This window comes from Brevibacterium sp. FME17, assembly GCF_014897515.1.
GTDB lineage: Bacteria > Actinomycetota > Actinomycetes > Actinomycetales > Brevibacteriaceae > Brevibacterium.
Genome location: NZ_JABUYD010000022.1, coordinates 1 through 20,111, shown reverse-complemented (window position 1 = coordinate 20,111; position 20,111 = coordinate 1). Strand labels below are relative to the sequence as shown.

The following is a 20,111-nucleotide window of genomic DNA, read 5'->3' as shown; positions in this document are numbered from 1 at the left end:
CACACCGATGGACAACGTGAAGTCCCTGGACACCGAGACTGTTTTCGCCACGCTGACTCCCGCCGAGGCGGTTGCTTCCCTACGGGAGGCACTCGCGGGCGATTTCGATCCCAGCGATGACATCCCGCGCACGATCAGCGACATCTCTGCCGGGAACATGATATTCATGCCCTCCGAGATCGGGGGCTGGGTCGGCGTCAAGCTCGCCGGCGTCTCCGTCGGCAATCCCGAACGTGGCCTACCGCGGATCATGGCCCAATACCTCATGTATGACAGCACCACCCTCGAACTGCGGACCGTCATCGATGGTGCCGCTCTGACGACCTTGCGCACCCCGGCCGTGTCTCTGGCCGCGGTCGAACCCGCACTGAACAGGTTCACACAGCCGGTCAATGTCGTGATCTTCGGTGCCGGACCGCAGGGAACGGGGCATGCCGATACCATTGCCGATGTCCTCAACGTCGAGCTCGCCGATCTCACCTTCGTCGTCCGCTCCCCCGATCGTGTCACCGCCGATGTCCGTAACCGCGGCAAGGTGCTGCAAGCTCAGACCGCCGAGGTGGACGAAGCGTTGCGTGTCGCCGACATCATCGTCACCGCCACCACCGCCAGCGAACCCCTGTTCTCAGCGGATCTCGTCAAGCCCGGTGCCGTGGTCATGGCCTGTGGCTCCCACGATCCCCACTCACGTGAGCTGCCAGCCGAGCTCTTCACCTCGGCGCTGGTGATCGTCGAAGACCTCAGCAACGTTCTCAGGGAGGGCGGCGACGTCGTCCTCGCGATCTCCGATGGAGCACTGGACGCGGATTCACTCGTGACCATGAAGCAGTTCAGCAATGGCGAGGTCAGCGCCGATGCTGACCAGACGGTCGTCTTCAAGGGTTCAGGCATGTCCTGGGAGGATCTGGCTGTGGCCACGAGGCTGGTCGGCAAAGCATGAGTCCTTCTGCTGAAGGAGCAGCAGGAGCCGAGGGAGCCGCGGGGAACGCAGGTGAGCTTCGCCGCAGCATCGGATTGACCGAGCTGGTGTTCATCGGCCTGGTGTTCATCGGCCCGGCGGCGGCTGTGGGCGTCTTCGGCACGCTCGACGCGAACTCGGGCGGGGCGGTCGCTCTCGTATATGTCGTGGCCACGATCGTCATGTCGTTCACAGCGGTCAGCTATATGCGGATGTCGCGGGAGATCCCGCGGGCCGGGACGGTCTTCGCCTACGCCTCGACGGGAATCGGTCCACGTGCCGGATTCACCGCCGGGTGGATGATCCTCCTCGACTATCTGTTCATCCCGTCCGTGGCGTACCTGTTCACAGGCATTGCTCTGAACTCGATCTTCCCGAGCATCCCGGTCTGGCTGTTCACCGGCATCGCCGTCATTCTCACCACCGGGCTCAACCTGGCGGGCGTGAAGATCGCCTCACGGGTGATCACGCTGGTCGTGGTCATCGAGGTGCTCGTGCTCGGACTGGTCCTCGTCCTCGGCATCATCTTCCTCGCCGCCAACGGGCCCAGCAGAGATTGGCTGTCCCCGCTGACAGGCGTGGGCGCATTCTCACTCGCAGCGGTTCTGGCCGCGGTATCCGTGGCCGTTCTGTCCTACCTCGGCTTCGACTCCCTGGCGACCTTCGCCGAGGAGGCCAAAGGTGGGCCGAAGATCGTCGGACGCGCCACCCTCATATGCCTGGTTCTAGCGGGTGTCTTCTTCGTGGCGCAGACCTGGGTGGGCAGTCTGCTCTCACCGGTGTCTCCCGCTGAGCTGCAGGCCCACCCCGAGCTGGAGGGCGCTGCCTATTACGATGCCGTCGATGCCACCCTCGGGTCCTGGGTGCACTGGCTGTTGGCCTTGGCCAAGGCGGTCGGTGCCGCGTTCTCCGCCATGATCGGGCAGGCCGCCGGCTCACGCATTCTCATGGATATGGGCCGCAACGGCCAGGTGCCGAAGTTCCTCGGGCAGGTGTCCCCACGCACCGGTGTTCCGTGGAAGGGAATCCTCGTCGCGGCTGCTGGCAACGTCATCATTGCTGGTTGGGCCACGACCCGGGCAGACGGACTCGACCAACTCACGTCCATCGTCAATGTCGGCGCGCTGACCGCCTTCATCTTCGTGCAGGCATCGGTGGTCGGCTACTTCCTCGTCAAACGACAGGGCTCCGAGACGCCGAGCTGGTTCAAGCACGGTCTGATTCCGATTGTCGGCGCCGCCCTGCTCGTGATCGTCCTCGTCAGTGCGAATCGCTTGGCACTGATCATCGGCGCGATCTGGTTGGCCCTCGGTCTCGTCGTTTATCTGGTACGCAACCGCAGACGGGTGTGATTGCGGGGACCAGCTTCGACCGGGGGAGAGTCGCGTTCAGTCCTGGAGCCGGGTTGTGCCATCGATCCCACCTGAGGTGTTGAGCTGCTTGGCATAGCAGTAGTCGGCGCCCAGACCGTGTGAGGAGCACCAGGAAAGCGCTTCCTCTGGATCGTCGTATCCGATTCCCACAACGGTGACCCAGAAGTTGTCTTCTTTGAAGCTGGCGAAATCGCCAGACCAGACCAACTGCACGCGAGGGTATTCTTCCCGCAGCTCTTGGTGTTCGGCGAGGATGTCCTTTTCCTTCCAGACCTTCCCTTCTGCCTCCAGGTCCAGCCTCTTCGAGCTCAGCTGCGGCACCCATTTTCCGTTGAGGTCGGCCTTCACGCTGGGTCTGTCGCCCTTGATCAGCTGATCAAGTGCTTTCGCAGGGTCGTTCGACAGTGACGGTGATTCCGAAGGCTCGGGGCTCTCTGAGGGGCTTTGACTCGACGAGGCTTCATCGCCCGGGCTCTTCGTCGCCGATGAGGCGGGCGCCGCGACCGTGTCACCATCGGAGTCATTGCCGAATAGAGTAGCTGCGCCCCACCCGATTCCGAGTGCGACGAACACGATGAGAACCACACCCATCGCGATAAGCCCCTTCCGACTGCGGGGCTTCTCTGCCGGTGCGGCGGCATAGGGTCCTTGGCCATATTGGGTGTTGGCGTTCTGCACCGGCGCCTGCTGGTGGTGTGGGTACTGCTGATATTGCTGGTACTGGCCCTGTGAGGCCTGCGGCGAAGCGGATTCACTCTGCGGGCGCTTCGGCCTGGGGTACGGGTGCGCTGGAGGAGGGGGAGGCGTGAGAGTCGCAGCAGACCCATCGCCCCAACCAGCGTTGGAACGCTCTTCCGGTTGACCCCAACCGTTGTTCGACTGCTGCTCCGGCTGGCCCCAGCCGTTGTTGGCCTGTTGATTCCAGCCTGCATCCGACTGCTGATTCCAGGCTGTATTGGGCTGCTGCTGCGGAGAGTTCGCCCCAGGTCCTTGTTGACCGTTGCCGTTCCATGCATGGTCGCGGCCACTCCCGGATGGAGGCGGGTTCTCACTCATCAGCGGCTCTCGATCTTTCTTTGCGAAATAAGTCCGTTAAGACAACTTCGATGGTGCCACAATCCTAATATAGGATTGCCACTACAAAATGAATATACAGTCGAACAATGACTTATATCCACCTATAGAACCACTCGCCTGCATCGCAGCAGGCCCACACGGATGAAGGACCTGACATGAGCGACTCATCTCACGACGCCAAAGACAACGGAGCCGCGGACGAGTCGAGCAGCGCTGCCGCTGAGGAGCCGAAGAGCACAGAGACGTCTCCCGTCCCGAAAAAGCCTGAAGAATCCCCCTCCACTGAGCCGGACTCAGATGCTTCATCTGCTGAATCGGAAACTGTTGCTGACTCTGAAGCTGCCACTGGCTCAGAAAATGACGATCCGGACTCCACAGCTCGATTCGCACCTGGCTGGAACCAGGACAACCAACAGCAGTCTCACCTTTATGGCTCAGGACCGCAGAGCGGATCACCACGTCCAGAGTTGGGAACGCCCCACCCGAACCAGAGCCCTCCTTCGGGACAGGGCTCGCCATATCCTGCGTACGGCTCTCCCCATGGACAGCAGTATCCGGACCCGAGCTCGTACTACTCTCAACCGGGCAGTCAGCCGAATGGGTATCCGGGAAGCCAACCCGGTGGATACTTCGGCAGCCACCCCAGTGGATACCCCGGCCGCCAACCGGGTGGACACATGGGCAGTCAGCCCGACGGCCATCTCGGCGGTCAACCTCAGGGAGTTCCCTATCCTCAGCCGCCCCAGCAGCCTCAGTATCCTCAGCCTCAGATGTCTCCGTCTGCGGCGAAGTACCTGTCAGCATTCGGCCAGGAATCCACATGGCGCAGCGCTCTGATCCCGGCTGGGCTTGCGCTTCTGGTCGGAATCATCGTCTCGATCATCGTCGCGGCGCTGCTCACCTCGATGGGCGATTTCACGGATCTTGCTGAAGAGACAGGCTTCAACACCGACGGAATCAGCTATGCGCTGCCCTTCGTCCTGCTGGCAATGTCTCTATTCGGTTCGGGTGTGTTCCGCTTCAATGTGCAGGCTGGAGACATGGGCCAGGCAACCGGCAGCTTCTTCGCCTCCGGTGCGCCGTTGCTCATCACCATCATCGTCATCGGTGTGCTGTGGTGGTTCACGAAGCGCAGCGAGCTGAAATCACCGTCGCCCAACCGCGGCATCACCTGGATCCGCATCGGAATCACAACCTTGGCGATGGCCCTCGTTCTGCTTCTTCTCGAGGTGATTTTTGCGGCACGCTTCTCCATCACGGAAAGCGGCGGCGTGATCGATCTCGAGTTCTCCGCTGTGACCGTTCGTTCGTTCTTCCTGCCTCTGCTCGCCGTCCTCAGCACCAGCATCTGCGCGAGGATCGCCGGGCACTTCAAGGGCAGCGAGGCCATCGGTGCTCCCTTCCTGCGGTGGCTCGTCCCGCCTATTCTCGTGACGTGGACCCACCTCATCGTGACCACCCTTGCCCTGTCGGTCGTCGCGATCTTCATCATTCCGCTGTCCTTCGACATGCCCTGGCAGACGATTCCTGCACTCTTCATCAATGTGGGTCTGATCCTCACCATGCTCGTCCACCTCGGCGGAGTCAGTGCCACGTCACAGGGGGACATGATGGGATACGACTCTGGCGGATTCTCGGAGTCACTGACCATCTTCAGCCGCGAGGCGCCCGGGCAGCTGTGGATCGGGCTGCTTGCCGTCGTGGCCGCCATCCTCGCCGCAACATTGGTCGCCACCGTGACTCGTCGTCCCTATTGGACAGTCACTGGCGAGGACAAACAACAATGGACCACTGCGTGGAAGATTCCGTTGGCCTTCTGCGCTATCTGGGGGCTGGTCTCGGTGCTGGCGGTTCCCCTCCGAATTCACTTTGAGGGGTCTGCCGAGGCTGCGTCGATGTTCGATAGTTTCGGCACCGCCCGTGCTGGTGTCAGCCCTCTGGCTTGGTCGTTCCTCATCTTTGCCGTCTGGGGTGCTGTGATCGAGGTTCTGTCGAGGACCCTCGGCCCGCGGCTTGTCCTGACCATTCCAACGGTCGCGAAATTCTTCGCTGGGCGGGCCGTCCACCCGCACTGGGGCCAGGCTCTGAGGATGAGCGAACCACGCCATCCCCTCATCCATCCTGACGCCGTCGCCGGTCGCGGCGCCGGAGTCGGCATGACGGCGGCTGGTGCCGGTGCTGCCGGCGCTGCTGCGGCATTTGGCAGCCAGCCCGGATCGTTTACCTCAGGCACCGGTCCAACCTCCGTTCCTGGTTCGGCCTTGACTACTGGTTCTGCCCCGACTCCTGGAGCAGATTCTTCGGGCTATTCAAACGTCCCGCAATCAGGCTCCCCTACCCCTACTCACGCTGGACCCGGGGCGTACCCATCTGCCGATGCCACCTACCCGATGTCTACTCCTCCGAGTGGGGCCTATTCCACAGCTGGCTCGCCCCCACCTCCCGGACCAGCACCAGCCAAGCCCTTCGACAAGAAGAAGGCCACTCTGGTCGGTGTGATCAGCGGCGCGGCGGTTCTCGCAATCGTCGCCGCACTCATCGTCGTCACGCAGATCAACGGGAACACTTTCAGCCCCGAGGCCGCCGTTGAGAAGTACTTCTCGGAACTCTCCGATGGAGATGCCGAAGGCGCGCTGAAGATGGCCGATGTCGACGTACCCACCGAGCAGCGGCAGCTGCTCACGAACGACGTTCTCGGTGCAGCGAAAGCCCTGCCGAAGGACGTCACCGTCGAAGATGCTGATGTCAATGGGAACTCGGCGACAGTGACCGCGACCTACGACGTCGGAGGCAGCAAGGGCACAACGAGCTTCTCACTGCACAAGGCGGGCAAGAAGGCACTGTTCTTCGACGACTGGAGGCTGCAGGTACCCGAGCTCTTCTACCTCTCCGTCGAGACTCCCGGCCTGGACAAGGTCAAGATCAACGGCATCGATATCGAAACCAATGAATCTGCCCTCTCACTTCCCGCATTCCCGGGAATGTACACCATCGGGCTATCCGAAGAGACTGACCTGGTATCCGCAGACGAGATCGAGGCCCGCGCGTTCTTCGCTGAGGAAGGAGATATGGAAGAGTACGAGCCCGCAATGCTCGCGGCCCAGCCCACCGATGCTTTCCGCACCGAGGTGAACAAGCAGGTCAAGACGCTCATCGACAGTTGCGCCAAAAAGACCGTCGCCCAACCCGACGGCTGCCCCTTCGGCTCCTACAGCGCCGAGAGCCACGACGCGACAAACATCAAATGGTCGATCTCTTCGTATCCGACGGCCAGTGTGGGCGATTCGTCGGGCGAAGGCTACTTCGACCCTGAAGAATCCACCGGACCGAACGGTGGTCCAGCCTGGCCGATCTCGACCGAGTCGACAGGTGAGGCATTTGTGACCGGAAAGTACGAGTCGTACTTCGATGAGTCGGAGACCTTTGATGACACTGTGACGTTCTCGGTCGACGGAACTGCCGAAATCGTCGACGGCAAGGTCGTCATCAACATCGAAGGTGACTCGTACGGCTACTGATCAGGAGTTGAGCCTCGGCAGCAGATCCAGGCCTTCGGCCAGATATCGCTCGTGATCGGCGGGCGGCACCATGGCACCGCCCGTCAACCAGACCAGATGCGTAGCGTTTGCCCATCCGTCACCGCCCGACCCGTCATCGCCCGACCCGTCGCCCTGCCCCTCTCCCTGCCCCTCGCCGAGGTGGTCCATCGTTCGCCAGGGAACGGTCAGTCCCGCGGTCGCCGATGGTTCGACATCGAGGCCTTCGGTCTGGTGGAGCACTGCCACTCCCGCCTTGATGACCTCGTCGGTGACCGTAGCGAATCCCGAGATCAGAGGGCTGATGACCGGACCGATGAAGCGCGAGGGTCGTGCCACAGCCAAACCGTCGGCGGCTGTGGCTCCGCTCAGGCCGATGTCCTGAACTGAGATCGCGCTGTGCAATCCGGTTCTCACGCCGAGGAACATGGCGGGTGCTTGGCTCGGCTCGACGAAGATGGCGTGCACAGCGTCGCCGAAGACGCGTTTGAGTCCATAGGTCACTCCGCCGGGTCCGCCGCCGATCCCGCAGGGCAGGTACACGACCAGAGGGTGATCAGCGTCGACGGCCACTTGTGCAGCCTCGAACTGTTCTTTGAGACGCAGAGCCGCCACCGAATACCCGGCGAAGAGACTGCGTGAGTCTTCGTCGTCGACGAAGTGAGTGCGCGGCGCTCCTTCGGCCGATGTTCGGCCGGCTGACACCGCTGCCACGAAGTCACCGGCGTGTTCGATCACCTCGACGCCGTGACCGCGCAGGAGCTCCTTCTTCCATTCTCGTGCGTCGGCCGACATGTGCACAGAGGCTGCGAAGCCAAGTGCCGCACTGAGGATGCCGATCGACAGCCCCAGGTTTCCGGTTGAACCAACAACGATCCGGTGAGTTGCGGCGAGCGCGCGAAATTCCTCGGAGCTGTAGGTGGTGGGCTCGTTCGTGCTCAGTCCCTGTTCGGCGGCGACCGCCTCGGCGTATTCAAGTACTTCGTGGAAACCTCCACGGGCCTTGATCGATCCACTGACCGGAAGGGCATCATCGCGCTTGAGCCACAGCCTGCCGGGAAGTTCGACACCGAGGCGCTGGTTGAGATCGGCTTGGGCAGCATCGGCAGGAACAAGAGCAGATTCGATGATCCCCTCAGCGCCTGAGGTCTCCGGGAAGGCTTCAGCGAACCATGGAGCAAACCGTTCGAAACGCTGCGCGGCCGCACCCATGATTCCGGGATTCACACCTGTTCGGCGTTCCGCATCGGCTTCGAAGCTCGCGGCCATACCCTGAAGTACCTCGGCTGTGGGGTCGAGGTCGCTGCGCAGCCAGGTTGTCGGTTCACCGGCTGCTAGGGACCGGATCACCGGGTCGGCTGCATCGAATTCGATCTCAGGGTTCGGCTGAGACTGTGATTGAGGGGTCATACGGGCAGACTCCGGTTCTGAGCAGTGTCGAAGGACTCAATACGCTGATCTTATCCCTGGGGTTCGGAACTCAGTCCTTATTGATGTCCTTCGCTTCTTCCAACACATCCGCGAGTTCGCCGAGCCAGTCGGTGTAGCCGTCGTAGGTGTAGGCGCGTTTGTCGTCCCAGGTGCCGAGCTGTTTGTGCTTGACCGGGGGCAGACTTTTGAAGATGGGGTTGTCCTCGTAGTCGGTCGATGCGTCGTGGACGAGAATGACGTCTGCTGGGTAGTCGCTCATCTTCTCCCAGGAGACTTCGGCCCAGCTGGTGTCCTTCCCAGACTCGGGCCCAACGAGATTCAGACCGTCATCGGTGAGCATCTTCGCGACACCCAACTTCTTGGCTGTGTAGTTGATCTCGGGGCTGAAGTTCGCGAGCAGCACGGTCAGCCAGTCCTTGTCAGCAATGATGTCGCGGATTCTCTGTCGAGCGGCATCGAATGCTTTGCGCTGCTGTGCGATCTCCCCAGTCTCAGTGTCTCTGCCGAGCGCCTGTGCGATCGCGGCATATTGGGCAAACATGTCCTCTGGCGTTCCACCGTCGAGCTTGACCGGGACAAACGGAACGAGCTTCGCCACCTGGTCTTTCAGCTTGTCGTCCCACCATGTCCACCCATCGCCTTTGTCATTGCCATAGGCGATGATGATGTCGGGATTCGTCGCCGCGAGGGCTTCGAGGTCGAACTCCATATCGGTGCCGACGACTTCTACCCCTGTCTGGTCAAACGACTTTCCGGGGGACTCATTCTGACCGAAGCCGTAGACGGCTACCGGCTTGATTCCATAGGGGGCAAGCGCCGCGGCGGAGTAGAAGTCCATTGCGATCCGTTCAGCTGGGCGGTCCAGCTCAATGGTGAGGTCATCGTAACCTTTCGGACTATAGGAGAAGCCCTGCGTCCCGGTTGTCCCTGTGGTGGCAGCTTCACTCCCGGGGCTGCCGCAGGCGGCAAGGGCGAATGGAGCGAGTACGGATAATGCGAGCAGTTGGCGGCGGCGCATGGATGATCTTCCGGTATTCGTCTGTGCTGCGATCGGTGGAATCGAGCGAGGGGGTGAACAATTCGTTTGGCACGCAGCTGGATCTTCGTCTGGTGAGCAGCTGAACGTCACCGATCGGGGCCCTTGGACGCCAGCCGAGAACACCGTAGCATTATTTGGGAAGGCTATCCTTACTCAAGTGGCGTAGACTGGTTGATGACCCTGCACCACACCGCCCGCAGAGAGCTTCTCTCCACGGGCGGACGTACCGAGTTCCCCGCCACGGCGAGGGACGAAGGAGCATTTGTGCCACAAGCACCCATCACCGCCTTCGAGGCCACCGTAATCGGCATCGAAGATCTCAGCCCCGTTTTCCGCCGAATCACCTTCGGCGGCGAAGGACTCAGGGACTTCGGATGCAGCAGTCACCCCCGTGACCTGCGGTTCAAACTCATCATCCCCTCGGCCGGAGCAACGAAGCCGCAGTTCGATCTCCTCCGTTTCCTCGATGAGCAGGACCCCGACTCCGGCGTGTCCTGGTACCAGGCATGGTTGCAGCTCGACCCTGAAATGCGCGGTGAAATGCGCACCTACACGGTGCGCGAATGGCGCGAAGAAGCCTGCGAACTCGTCGTCGACATGGTTCTCCACACCGACGATCAGGGCCACTCGGGCCCCGCTGCCGCCTGGGCGCAGAACGCCGAGGTCGGCCACAGCCTGCACATCATCGGACCATCGCGTCATGCCGAAGGACCCACGGCCGGCATCGAGTTCGCACCCGCGGATGCCGACACCATCCTCCTCGCCGGTGACGAGACCGCGGTGCCCGCGATCGCATCGATCCTTGAGTCACTGAAGGACGCCAAGGTGCAGGGCAAGGCAATTCTCGAGGTCCCGACCGCCGAGGATGTTCTTGATCTGGACGCGCCCGCAGGGTTCGAGATCCAGTGGCTGCCCCGCGACACCGCCGCCCATGGTCAGCGGCTTGAGCCGGCTGTCCGTGATGCTGTCAGAGTCGAGGACCATGCCCTCGCCGAGGTGGGTGCTGGTACGGGTGCGAACATGAGTGCCGGCGCGCCAAGCAAACGGTCTGTTGAGCTCGACGACGTGAACATCGACGAAGAGATTCTGTGGGATGTGCCGGCTGCGCTGACGCAGGCCGCTCAAGGCAGTTCGAGTGGCACCGACAAGCATGCCCGCCCGTTCTATGCCTGGATTGCGGGTGAGGCCGGCCCTGTCAAGCGTCTGCGTCGTTACCTCGTCCAAGAAGTGGGCGTCGATCGTCATCAGATCGCGTTCATGGGTTATTGGCGTCAGGGCAAAGCCGAAGGCTGATCATCGTCGCGGCGCCACTCGGGTTCAGTTGTGAGCAGTTCGATTCGCCGTCGAGCTCTTTGAGGTCGAACGCAGCACTTGCGGGACTATGGTGAAAGCCGCACCGAAGAGACAGAATGCGCCGCCAAGCGCTGCCAGCGGCGGTGGAACTTCGCCGAGAATGAGCCAGGCGAGAACGACGACGATCGCGGGGACAAGCAGCCCCGAAGAGCTCAGGACACCAGCCGGAAGGTAACGGATCGCATATCCCCACAGGTTGAAGGCGAGTGCGGTGGGCACTACGCCGAGGTAGATGATCTGAACGGTGATGTCGACGGGAGCTTGGGCCACCTCGGCGATCAATCCGGGCGCGAAGACGAGGCAGGCAAGGGTTCCGGTAAGAATGCCTCCCCAGGTCACGGTCACAGAATCAGTGTGGGACAGGAACCGTTTCTGCAGCAGCACGCAGGAGGCATAGAGAATCGCTGCGGTGAGACTGAGGAGCATGCCGCCGATGGTGAACTTTCCGGTGAAGCTGGCCACCGTGATCATCCCGATTCCAGCCATCGAAACCACTATGCCGATGAGCAGCCTGATCGGCAGCCCCTCGCCGAGAAACAGCCCCGCAAAGACGGCGACCAAGAGTGGGCCGATGTTGACGATCATCGCAGCTGTTCCTGCGTCGATCGACTGCTCGGCCGCGTTGAGGACGACCGTGTACCCGGCGAACCAGGCAACTCCCCAGATGAGCATGATCAGCCATGTCATCTTCGAGGTCGGGAACCTCGGCTTGCGAAAGAGCATCCAGGCGGAGAGGACGATCACAGCAGCGCCCATCCGCAGCAGTGACATAGGACCTGGGGAGTAGTGGTCGCCGGCATCGCGAATGACGACGAACGACGAGGCCCAGAAGACCATCGTCAACAACGCCGCTATCCACGGCATGATCCGTGGCGGAGTTTCTTCCGCGACTGGCTCGACCGGTGGCGGGGGCACGTCAAAAATCGAGGCGGCAGTGGCGGTCATCTGAATCGGCGCGCAATTTCCGGCGTCGGAGCAGTCCTTCATGGCTACGATTATTCTGCTGCTTGCCGTCAATTAAAAGCGCACACTATTGCACATCTGTGCGCAGAGTCCGTACGGTTGCTGAATGAACAATGTCATCCAATTGCGATCGTTCAAATCCGTTGCCGCCACCGGCTCCGTGCGAGCAGCAGCTCAGCATCTCGGCCTGTCACCGTCGGCAGTCAGCCATCACCTCAAGCTGCTCGAAGAGAACGCTGGCCTGACATTGTTCCGACGCCGAGGCCGAGGCCTGTGCCTGACTGATACCGGCACCGCCATTATGGGAGAGGTCGACGGAGTCCTCGAATCGTCGAGCCGACTGCAGCAGCGCATCTCAGATCTGAAAGACAGCCGAGTCAACCGACTGTCGATCGGATATTTCAGCACCGCAGGCAACCGATGGATGCCGGAACTGGTGCTCTTCCTCGAACATAAGTTCCCGAATACGGCAGTTCAACTCAACTTGGCTGAGGATCAATGGCATGAGGGTCGGTCCGACATCCAGATCATCATCACCGAATCCAAAAACCCACCGTTTCCACCTCAGATCAACAGCAGCCTTCTGCTTGAAGATCCGTACGTCGTCGCTGTACCCGAAAACCACGAGCTGGCCACACGCAGAGAACTCTCGCTGATCGAAGTGGAGAGATACTCGTGGATCGACAACGATAGAGGCGAGGGACCATGCAGGACGATCCTCTTCGACGCCTGCGCCAGGGCTGGAGTTCAGGTGCAGTTCAAACACGAAGCCCACTCGTACGTCGCCGCGCTCCACATGGTCAGCCGTGGATTGGGGATCACCCTGCTCCCCCGCCTCGGCATCGACCAACTTCCAGCCGGAGTGGCTATCGTGCCACTGGCAGCACCCGAGCCGATCCGCTATGTCCACGCCATCAGCGACCCTGGTCATCCGCAGCAGGAAGTCATCGATGATGCGATCTCTGCTCTTCATGAACTTGCCAGTGACGATGCCGAGAAGAGCAGAGGAACCGCGGCTCGATTCAGTAGCTTCGCGGCATCCCGAGAACGTGGGAACCGAGGTAGTTAAGCACCATCTCCTGACTCACGGGTGCAATTTTCATGAGCCGAACTTCCCGAAGATAACGCCCCACATGGTACTCCTCTGAGTATCCCATTCCACCGTGCACCTGAACCGCGCGATCCGCAGCGTCCACCCCAGCCTCGGCACACAGATATTTTGCTGTGTTTGCCTCCCGACCACTTGCCAGCCCTTGATCGTAGGCCCAAGTAGCCTTCCGAAGTGCCAGCTCAGCAGCGTCAAGCTTCGCGAGGGAATCTGCCAATGGGAACTGGAGCCCCTGATTCATACCAATGGGCCGATCGAAGACGACCCGCTCATTTGCATACTTGACCGCCTTGGCAAGTGCCGCACGTCCGATCCCCAGAGCCTCTGCCGCGATGAGCATGCGCTCCGGATTAAGTCCGTCCAAGAGGTACTTGAACCCCTCGCCCTCCTCGCCCACTCGATGTGATTCAGGGACCACGAGGCCCTCGATAACGAGCTCGTTGGAGGAGACTGCGTTGCGTCCGATCTTGCGGATCGGGTTGATCTGCACATGAGTCCGGTCGAGGTCAGTAAAGAACAAGGTCATACCGTCTGTCGGCTTCTCGACATCTTCACGCTTCGTGGTGCGCGCCAACAAAAGGATCTTGTCGGACTCCATCGCCTTCGAAATCCAAACCTTACGGCCAGAGATTACATATTCATCGCCCCGCCGCTTCGCGAAAGTAGTCACTCGAGTTGTGTCAAGACCTGCGTCAGGCTCAGTCACTCCGAAGCATACGTGCGTTTTACCCTCCGCGATCAGCGGCAAGTTAGCCTTCTTGAGCTCCTCGCTGCCGTGCTTGATTACCGGGTGTAGACCAAAGATCGTCATATGGATCGAACTCGCCGCGTTCATAGCACCACCCGCAGCTGCAACCGATTCGAGCAATAGGGTCGCCTCTGTGATGCCAAGACCGTGGCCCCCATACTCAGTCGGCGTAGTCAGACCGAGCCACCCCTTCTCCGCCAGCAGGTTGTAGAACTCCGTCGGGAACTCATGGTTGGCGTCCCTGTCAGCCCAGTACTCGTCGTCGAATTGAGCCACAATTTCCTGGGCGGCTTCGCGCACCATCAGCTGATCATCAGTCAAGGCGAAATCCGCCATAATAATCTCCTCGATAAATTCAGTGCCATAAGGTCGAACGATTCGACGATTGCGGCTAATACGCGCGAATCGCTGTCACACCTAGACCCGAAATTCTCATCCGACCCTCCGTGGTTGTCGTTGTACAACGAGTTCGATCGCATTTTATTTGGTAGTACCAATATAGAATGTAATCGAGGATCCCGTCAGACTCAAGAAAGAACTCATGAACACGACCGAGACTTCCAGGTTCGTCGCCGAGCTGCGCTCACGAATTCTCGACGGCACATTACCTGCAGGCACCAGGCTAGACGCGGAACGCGAACTCGCCGCGCACTACGAACTCAGCCGCACCACAATTCGTGCCGGCCTGCAGGCATTGGCCTCCGAGGGAATGATCCAGCGAAAAATCGGCCGGAATGGCGGTAGTTTCGTCACCACGCCGAGTGGGGACACAGTGACAAGCTCTCTCCAGCTCGTCATCGGAACTGGCGGAATCGCGGAGCGTGATCTCATGGAGACTCGCCTGGCCATCGAGCCCCAGTGTGCCGACCTCGCTGCGACTCGAATGAGCGAGGATGAAATTGGCAAACTCTCAGCAATCCAATCGGAGATGACTGCGGCTATCCGGCCAGTTGGCAACCCAGCCGATCGGCCGGCTTTCCTGCGGGCCAACGCTCGCTTTCATCTCCACATAGCCCAGGGAAGCCACAATCACGCCCTATCCGCGATCCTCGCGGGGCTCATTGGCCCTATTGAAGTACTCACCGACGACCCTCATCTTGTCGGGCCGGGTCAGCTTCGGGAAGTGGTGCAAGCCCATGAGCACATCTTTTCTGCAATTAAGTCGCGTGACGGAGTCCGTGCTGCCGACGTGATGCGCAAGCACCTACACGCCCATATCCGGTTGTCCAACAAACACTGAAGTCACTCACCGAGCGAAGTTTAACCAGTGAGATCACCCTTGTTGGGCAACCTGTTTTCGTCTACAGTATTCGTTAATACGTACCCTTCGTGCGCATATACCAATGGAGGTGTAATGAAGTCACGCACACAGGTCATAGCAGCACTGTCCGCCGTCCTCATTCTGGCGTCAACGACACTGAGTTCATGTACCCCGGCAACAACTGCAGACACGACTACTCTGTCCTTGGCCGACAGCTATGCTCCCACACATATTTTCGCGGAATCCGGAGTCAGCATCTTCATGGACGAAGCTTCGGATCCCGACAGCGGTCCTATCGGCGGTTCAGAGGAAACACTGGACTTCGCCTATTACCCGGCAGGACAAATGGGGACTCCGCGAGACCTCGTGTCTCTCAATCGATCGGGAGTTCTTGACATTACCCCCGCTTCGGCGGCCTATCTCTCCGACCAGCTTCCCTTATCCAGTGTGTCCGACTTGCCAGGCATGGTTGAGGATTCTTGCGTGGGCGCACAAGCTCTGTTCGACATGATGTCCCCGGGAGGAATTCTCTACCAAGAGGAATATGCACCACGTGGTCTGCGTCCACTGTGGGTGTCGGTGCTTCCCAGCTACGAGATTCTGACTGTCAGCCGCCAGATCAATTCTCCTTCGGACCTTCGCGGACTCAATATCAGAACTTCAGGCGGAGCTCTCGACGCGACTCTTTCCGACCTCGGGGCGGCAGCTGTCAGCATGCCGGCGCCCGAGGCATATGAAGCGCTGTCCCGGAAGACTGTGGACGGCGTGGCTTTTCCCTTCATCAGCGTGCTCCCGTACAAGCTGCAAGAGGTACTCGACTACTCGACGACAGGACTGAACATCGGAGCATTCGCGATTCCATATGTCATCAGCGAAGAGACATGGAGCGAACTTGACCCTGCAATGCGGAGTCGAATCGAGAGGGCCGGCCACGATGCGCAGAACAGCCTGTGTCAGGCGGTCAATGACGAGACCCCAGCAGCAATCGACGCGATCGGCAAGGACGGGGTCGAGTTCAAGACCCCCGATGCTCAGGGAATGAAGGAATTCGAAGACAAGCTGGCACCTGTGCGCAAACAATGGGCCGAAAACATGGATTCGATCGGCAAACCGGGTTCACAGGTGCTCTCCCAGTACGAAGCTCTCATCGCGCGATACGAAGGGAACTCGAAATGACTCGTGAACACAGATCGGCGATACAGCGGACGATTCACACCATCAAGATCGTCAGCGTGACGCTTGCCGGTGTGGCGATCACAGCCATGGCGCTGGTCATGCTGGCAGAGACCTTGATGCGTTATGTCTTCACCAACCCTCTTGGTTGGAATATCAGTGCAGTTGAGCGGATCTTCATGCCAATGTCCGTCTTCCTTGCGCTGCCCTGGCTGTATCTGACTGCGGGACATGTCACTGCGGAGCTCGTCTACGACAGATTGCCAACTGCGTGGCGTACGAGTGCCCGCATCATCGGGCATCTAGTACTCATCCTCATTACTGCGGCTCTTACATACGGAGGCATGGTGACGGCCATGGATTCGTTCACTCTAGGCGACGCTCCGCCTCCGGGTTCAAGCGAGATTCCAATTCCGACATGGCTGTGGCAACTTAGTCAGCCAGTGGGAGCTGCGGCCCTGTTCTTCGTCGCTGTCGTCGACACTCCTAATGTCATCACAGGTTCATCATCAGCCAATGCCAACGCAACCGGGGGTGAAGACGCGTGATCGCCATAACAATCAGCGTCGTCCTACTGATTCTCATCCTCATCAAGGTTCCTATTCCCTTCGCGATCCTGGGCGCAGCTGGTATTGGTCTGTTGTGGGTGGGAGGTAGCGAGAACCTCATCGGAGTCTTCGAAGTCATTCCGATGAGCTCGGTCGGTAGCAATTCGCTCGCTGCAATCCCACTCTTCATCCTCATGGCCCATCTCGTTCTCAAGAGTGGGGTCTTGGACACCTTGTTCAACTCGGCGAGTACGTTGATCGGACGAATTCGAGGCGGAACCGGCATCGCAGCGGTATTGGCAGGCGCAGGCTTCGCGGCAGTGTCGGGGTCTTCAACAGCCGCAGCAGCCACACTTGCCCACACTTCTACAGGCACAATGCTCAAGCAGGGTTACAGTCCCAGACTTGCGAGCGGAACGGTCGCAAGCGCGGGCACACTGGCTGCGATGATTCCGCCGAGTATCCTGCTGGTCTTCTACGCCATCACCGCTGAAACCAGCGTCGGAAAGACGCTGCTCGCCGGAGTCATCCCCGGCATACTCATGAGCTTGGGACTGGCAATCACAGTCTGGGTGATGGGTCTACGTGGACATGCTCCTGCAACCGAGCGCACTCCATGGATGGCCAAGCTCACCGCTTTGAAAGGCCTACTGCCGATTGCCTTCCTGTTCGCCGTAGTCGTAGGAACGGTCTTTCTCGGGATCGCAACCGCCACCGAGGCCGCGGCGCTTGGATGCTTAGGCGGGCTCTTCCTTATGGTGTCGATGAAGACGATGACCTGGTCAAACCTCAAATCCGCTGTTGTGGGCAGCGTCTCCAGCAGCGCGATGATACTCTCCATCGTCTTCGCGGCACATGTGTTCGGGATCTTCCTTACACAAACTCAGGTCGCTCCAACAGTGGTGGAATACGTCCAAGGTCTAGCGATCGCTCCGACTCTCGTCATCGTCATCTTTGCGCTCATCTATTTAGTGCTCGGGTTCTTCATGGATCAAATGGCGATTATCGCTCTGACAGTTCCGGTGACTCTTCCAGTTGTCGAAGTGCTCGGCTTCGACCCGATTTGGTTCGGCGTAATCGTCATACTTTTAGCAGAGATCGGGCTGATCACCCCACCCCTGGGGCTCAACGCGTTTGTCGTGTCTCGCGCGGCCGGAATCAGAGTCGAAACCGTTTTCATGGGCTCAGTTCCCTTCATTATTGCAATGCTCATCGTCACGACCCTGATATTCGTGTTCCCCGATCTGTCATTGTTTCTGACCACAAGTGTGAATTGAGGAAATAAGCAGTGAACTCCGCTCCTTCTCAACCAAGTTCGGACAAAACCGATCCTTCAGCGTCTACCCGGCCCGTCTTGGACGGTTTGAAGGTTCTCGAATTGGGCACTGTCATAATGGCGCCGTATGCAGGGAAGATCCTTACCGATCTTGGTGCCACGGTGATAAAGGCCGAGCAACCGGGCGGGGACATCGGCCGACGCATAGGACTTGGTGGGGTATCCGGAGACAGCGTGCTATCGATGAACCTCAATGCTTCAAAACACAGCATCGAGATCGATGCCGGCTCCAAAGCCGATCGGCCGGTCCTCGAACACCTCATCGGCTGGTCGGATGTCATTATCACCAATCTGCTGCCCCGGCGACGACGTCGCTACGGGCTTGACTGGGAGAATGTCCGCCGACTGAATCCTCGAACGGTCCTGTGCACTGCGCAGGGCTTCTCCTCCCATTCCGACCTGGGTGATCGGCCAGCTTACGACGACATCATCCAAGCAGGGTCTGGTGTCGCAGACACATACAGCTTGCGCGATGGCAGGCCAAGCTATTCTCCCTATGTCGTGGCCGACAAAGTCTGCGGAATGACCATGGTCCAGGCAGTTTTGGCAGCCCTATTCAAAACGCAGGCGAGCGGAAAGGGCACGTGGGTCGATGTTCCGATGGTCGAAACCATGGCGGCGTTCACGTTGGTCGAACACCTTGGCGGCCAGACCTACTCCCCTCCCCGCGGAGATGTCGGATGGTCGCGTGTACTCTCCCCCGAACACAGGCCTCATCAAGCTCTCGACGGCTTCATGTGTGTAATGCCCTATACAGACAAGAACTGGGCTGATTTCTGCACAATCATTGATCGACCCGACTACCTGGACCACCCTGATCTACTTTCAAATCAGGCAAGGACTCGCAATCCGAGAGTCTATGAGTCCGTTCTCGCCGAGTATGCCTCGACACGTACGTGTACGCAGATCAAGGAGGAATGCGAGGTTCTTTCCATTCCAGTTCAAAAGGTCATGAAGGTCGAGGAAATACCAACTGACGAATATCTGGGAACGTCGTCGATGCTCTCGCGTGCCTCACACTCAAACGAGGGCGACTTCGTCCACGTAGGATCACCTCTCACTTTCGTCAACCATCCACGGCCCCCGGTGAGAGGGACGTCGGCAATCGATGCCGACCGCGCCGAGGTCTTCGACATGATCGGCTATTCGAATTGACTCTGTACGCTGTCTCTCACACCACTATCCGGTAAGAGAGAGTCCATGACATCGACACATCGTACGGTCAATCGTATTGTTCGAATACTTGAGTCGGTCGCCCGATCGGGAGATACAGCTGTCAGCCTGACGACCCTGGTACGCGAGCTCGAAGCCCCCAAGAGCAGTGTCTACGGTTTCGTGAAGGGGTTGTGCGCGGAAGGATATCTCGACGAAGTCCACGACGGCTACATGCTCGGCACAGGCGTCGCGCATGTCCTCGGCCCAGCTGAGAACTCGATTGTGCTGCTCATTGAGGATGTGCTCGAAGAGATCTCAGCTCGCACTGGTGAGACCGTAACTGTGGCCATTCGTGTTGCCAGCTCGGTTGTCTATGTTCACAGTCTGCCCGCTGACTATGAAGTCTGCTATGTCCCGCAGCTCAAAGTCAGACGCCCTTTGTTACCAACCTCCTCAGGAAAGCTGTTCTTCGCACTACAGCCGAAACCCGGGGACGAAGAACTGCTCGCAAAATTCGAGCCCAACCAGCGGTCGAAGCTGCAAGCAGAACTGCCTGGAATTCGCGCCTCCGGAACCGCACTCAATCGCGGAGAGACAGTTCCCGACGTGGCAGCTACCGCAGTAGGAGTATTCGTCGACTCGGTGCTCAATGCAGCGATCACAATCGCGGGCCCAACCACCAGGACAGAACCACACTTGCAACACTACGGAGATATTGCGCGCGAGCTGCTCGAGCGCGCGGGGTTCGGTCAACCCTGAAATTATGGTCATCTACTTCCACGTGGTGTAGCGCCGGGAGGCAGCTGCCAGTAAAACCAGTTGCCACCGGAGACCGGTGTTCAAGTTCGCCTCGCTTCCAGAAAGAGGTCCTCTTCCCGCAAGCATGATCTGGCACGCTCAGCTTCCAGCGAGTGGAAGCCCAGGCACCTAAAGCGGCTATAGTCCACTCCAACTCATTCGTCGAAGAGTGTGTCGATGACGTCTTGAGCCACGAACCTCGCATGCAAGATCGGTCGCCTACCCGGATCGATCGAGGCAGGAGGCACCCACGC

The 20,111-nt window shown here is 59.7% G+C and carries 16 protein-coding genes; 11 read left to right on the top strand and 5 right to left on the bottom strand.

The annotated features are described in order from the left end of the window. Positions 1 to 7 precede the first annotated feature (7 nt). Together INT40_RS16505 and INT40_RS16500 are read left to right on the top strand one after the other, a co-directional pair. Positions 8 to 940, top strand: coding sequence for an ornithine cyclodeaminase family protein (locus INT40_RS16505; RefSeq protein WP_193096531.1), 933 nt, complete (start codon positions 8 to 10; stop codon positions 938 to 940). Next, positions 937 to 2,310 (top strand): APC family permease, encoded by a 1,374-nt coding sequence (locus INT40_RS16500; protein WP_096161135.1) that lies wholly within the window; start codon positions 937 to 939, stop codon positions 2,308 to 2,310. The genes INT40_RS16505 and INT40_RS16500 overlap by 4 nt, the downstream gene beginning before the upstream one ends. A gap of 36 nt (positions 2,311 to 2,346) precedes the next feature. Here the strand turns inward: INT40_RS16500 and INT40_RS20735 are convergent, their stop codons facing one another. Beyond that, positions 2,347 to 3,387: a hypothetical protein gene (locus INT40_RS20735; RefSeq protein WP_226831550.1), complete on the bottom strand. Its 1,041-nt coding sequence runs from the start codon at positions 3,385 to 3,387 to the stop codon at positions 2,347 to 2,349. A 791-nt stretch (positions 3,388 to 4,178) separates the two neighbouring features. Between INT40_RS20735 and INT40_RS16490 the strand changes: the two genes are divergently transcribed. After that, positions 4,179 to 6,926, top strand: a complete 2,748-nt coding sequence (locus INT40_RS16490) for a hypothetical protein (protein ID WP_193096530.1) — start codon at positions 4,179 to 4,181, stop codon at positions 6,924 to 6,926. Here the strand turns inward: INT40_RS16490 and INT40_RS16485 are convergent, their stop codons facing one another. Both INT40_RS16485 and INT40_RS16480 read right to left on the bottom strand, forming a co-directional pair. Further along, complete coding sequence (locus INT40_RS16485) at positions 6,927 to 8,354, bottom strand: D-serine ammonia-lyase (RefSeq protein ID WP_101572167.1); 1,428 nt, start codon at positions 8,352 to 8,354, stop codon at positions 6,927 to 6,929. It lies immediately after the preceding gene. A 70-nt stretch (positions 8,355 to 8,424) separates the two neighbouring features. Further along, the gene (locus INT40_RS16480; RefSeq protein ID WP_193096529.1) at positions 8,425 to 9,393 is read right to left on the bottom strand and encodes an ABC transporter substrate-binding protein; all 969 of its coding nucleotides are present in this window, start codon (positions 9,391 to 9,393) and stop codon (positions 8,425 to 8,427) included. 285 nt (positions 9,394 to 9,678) lie between these two features. Here INT40_RS16480 and INT40_RS16475 point away from each other — a divergent pair, with 285 nt between their 5' ends. Beyond that, complete coding sequence (locus tag INT40_RS16475) at positions 9,679 to 10,707, top strand: siderophore-interacting protein (protein ID WP_257930147.1); 1,029 nt, start codon at positions 9,679 to 9,681, stop codon at positions 10,705 to 10,707. Between the two features lie 24 nt (positions 10,708 to 10,731). Here the strand turns inward: INT40_RS16475 and INT40_RS16470 are convergent, their stop codons facing one another. Further along, positions 10,732 to 11,682: a DMT family transporter gene (locus tag INT40_RS16470; protein ID WP_319022014.1), complete on the bottom strand. Its 951-nt coding sequence runs from the start codon at positions 11,680 to 11,682 to the stop codon at positions 10,732 to 10,734. Between the two features lie 154 nt (positions 11,683 to 11,836). Here INT40_RS16470 and INT40_RS16465 point away from each other — a divergent pair, with 154 nt between their 5' ends. Next, positions 11,837 to 12,799 (top strand): LysR family transcriptional regulator, encoded by a 963-nt coding sequence (locus INT40_RS16465; protein WP_096161131.1) that lies wholly within the window; start codon positions 11,837 to 11,839, stop codon positions 12,797 to 12,799. Here INT40_RS16465 and INT40_RS16460 read toward each other — a convergent pair. Further along, positions 12,753 to 13,922 (bottom strand): acyl-CoA dehydrogenase family protein, encoded by a 1,170-nt coding sequence (locus tag INT40_RS16460; protein WP_193096528.1) that lies wholly within the window; start codon positions 13,920 to 13,922, stop codon positions 12,753 to 12,755. The genes INT40_RS16465 and INT40_RS16460 overlap by 47 nt on opposite strands. A 205-nt stretch (positions 13,923 to 14,127) precedes the next feature. Between INT40_RS16460 and INT40_RS16455 the strand changes: the two genes are divergently transcribed. The 6 genes from INT40_RS16455 (at position 14,128) to INT40_RS16430 (ending at position 19,818) form a co-directional block, all read left to right on the top strand. After that, positions 14,128 to 14,826, top strand: a complete 699-nt coding sequence (locus tag INT40_RS16455; protein ID WP_193096527.1) for a FadR/GntR family transcriptional regulator — start codon at positions 14,128 to 14,130, stop codon at positions 14,824 to 14,826. Between the two features lie 114 nt (positions 14,827 to 14,940). Continuing rightward, entirely contained in the window at positions 14,941 to 16,023 is a 1,083-nt protein-coding gene (gene dctP / locus INT40_RS16450) for a TRAP transporter substrate-binding protein DctP (protein WP_096161128.1), read from the top strand. Then, complete coding sequence (locus INT40_RS16445; RefSeq protein WP_226831548.1) at positions 16,020 to 16,568, top strand: TRAP transporter small permease; 549 nt, start codon at positions 16,020 to 16,022, stop codon at positions 16,566 to 16,568. The genes dctP and INT40_RS16445 overlap by 4 nt, the downstream gene beginning before the upstream one ends. Then, positions 16,565 to 17,845, top strand: coding sequence for a TRAP transporter large permease (locus tag INT40_RS16440; RefSeq protein ID WP_193096526.1), 1,281 nt, complete (start codon positions 16,565 to 16,567; stop codon positions 17,843 to 17,845). Before INT40_RS16445 ends, INT40_RS16440 begins: the two co-directional genes overlap by 4 nt. An 11-nt stretch (positions 17,846 to 17,856) precedes the next feature. Next, positions 17,857 to 19,059, top strand: a complete 1,203-nt coding sequence (locus INT40_RS16435; RefSeq protein WP_193096525.1) for a CaiB/BaiF CoA transferase family protein — start codon at positions 17,857 to 17,859, stop codon at positions 19,057 to 19,059. A gap of 45 nt (positions 19,060 to 19,104) precedes the next feature. Beyond that, positions 19,105 to 19,818 (top strand): IclR family transcriptional regulator, encoded by a 714-nt coding sequence (locus tag INT40_RS16430; protein ID WP_096161358.1) that lies wholly within the window; start codon positions 19,105 to 19,107, stop codon positions 19,816 to 19,818. Positions 19,819 to 20,111 lie beyond the last annotated feature (293 nt).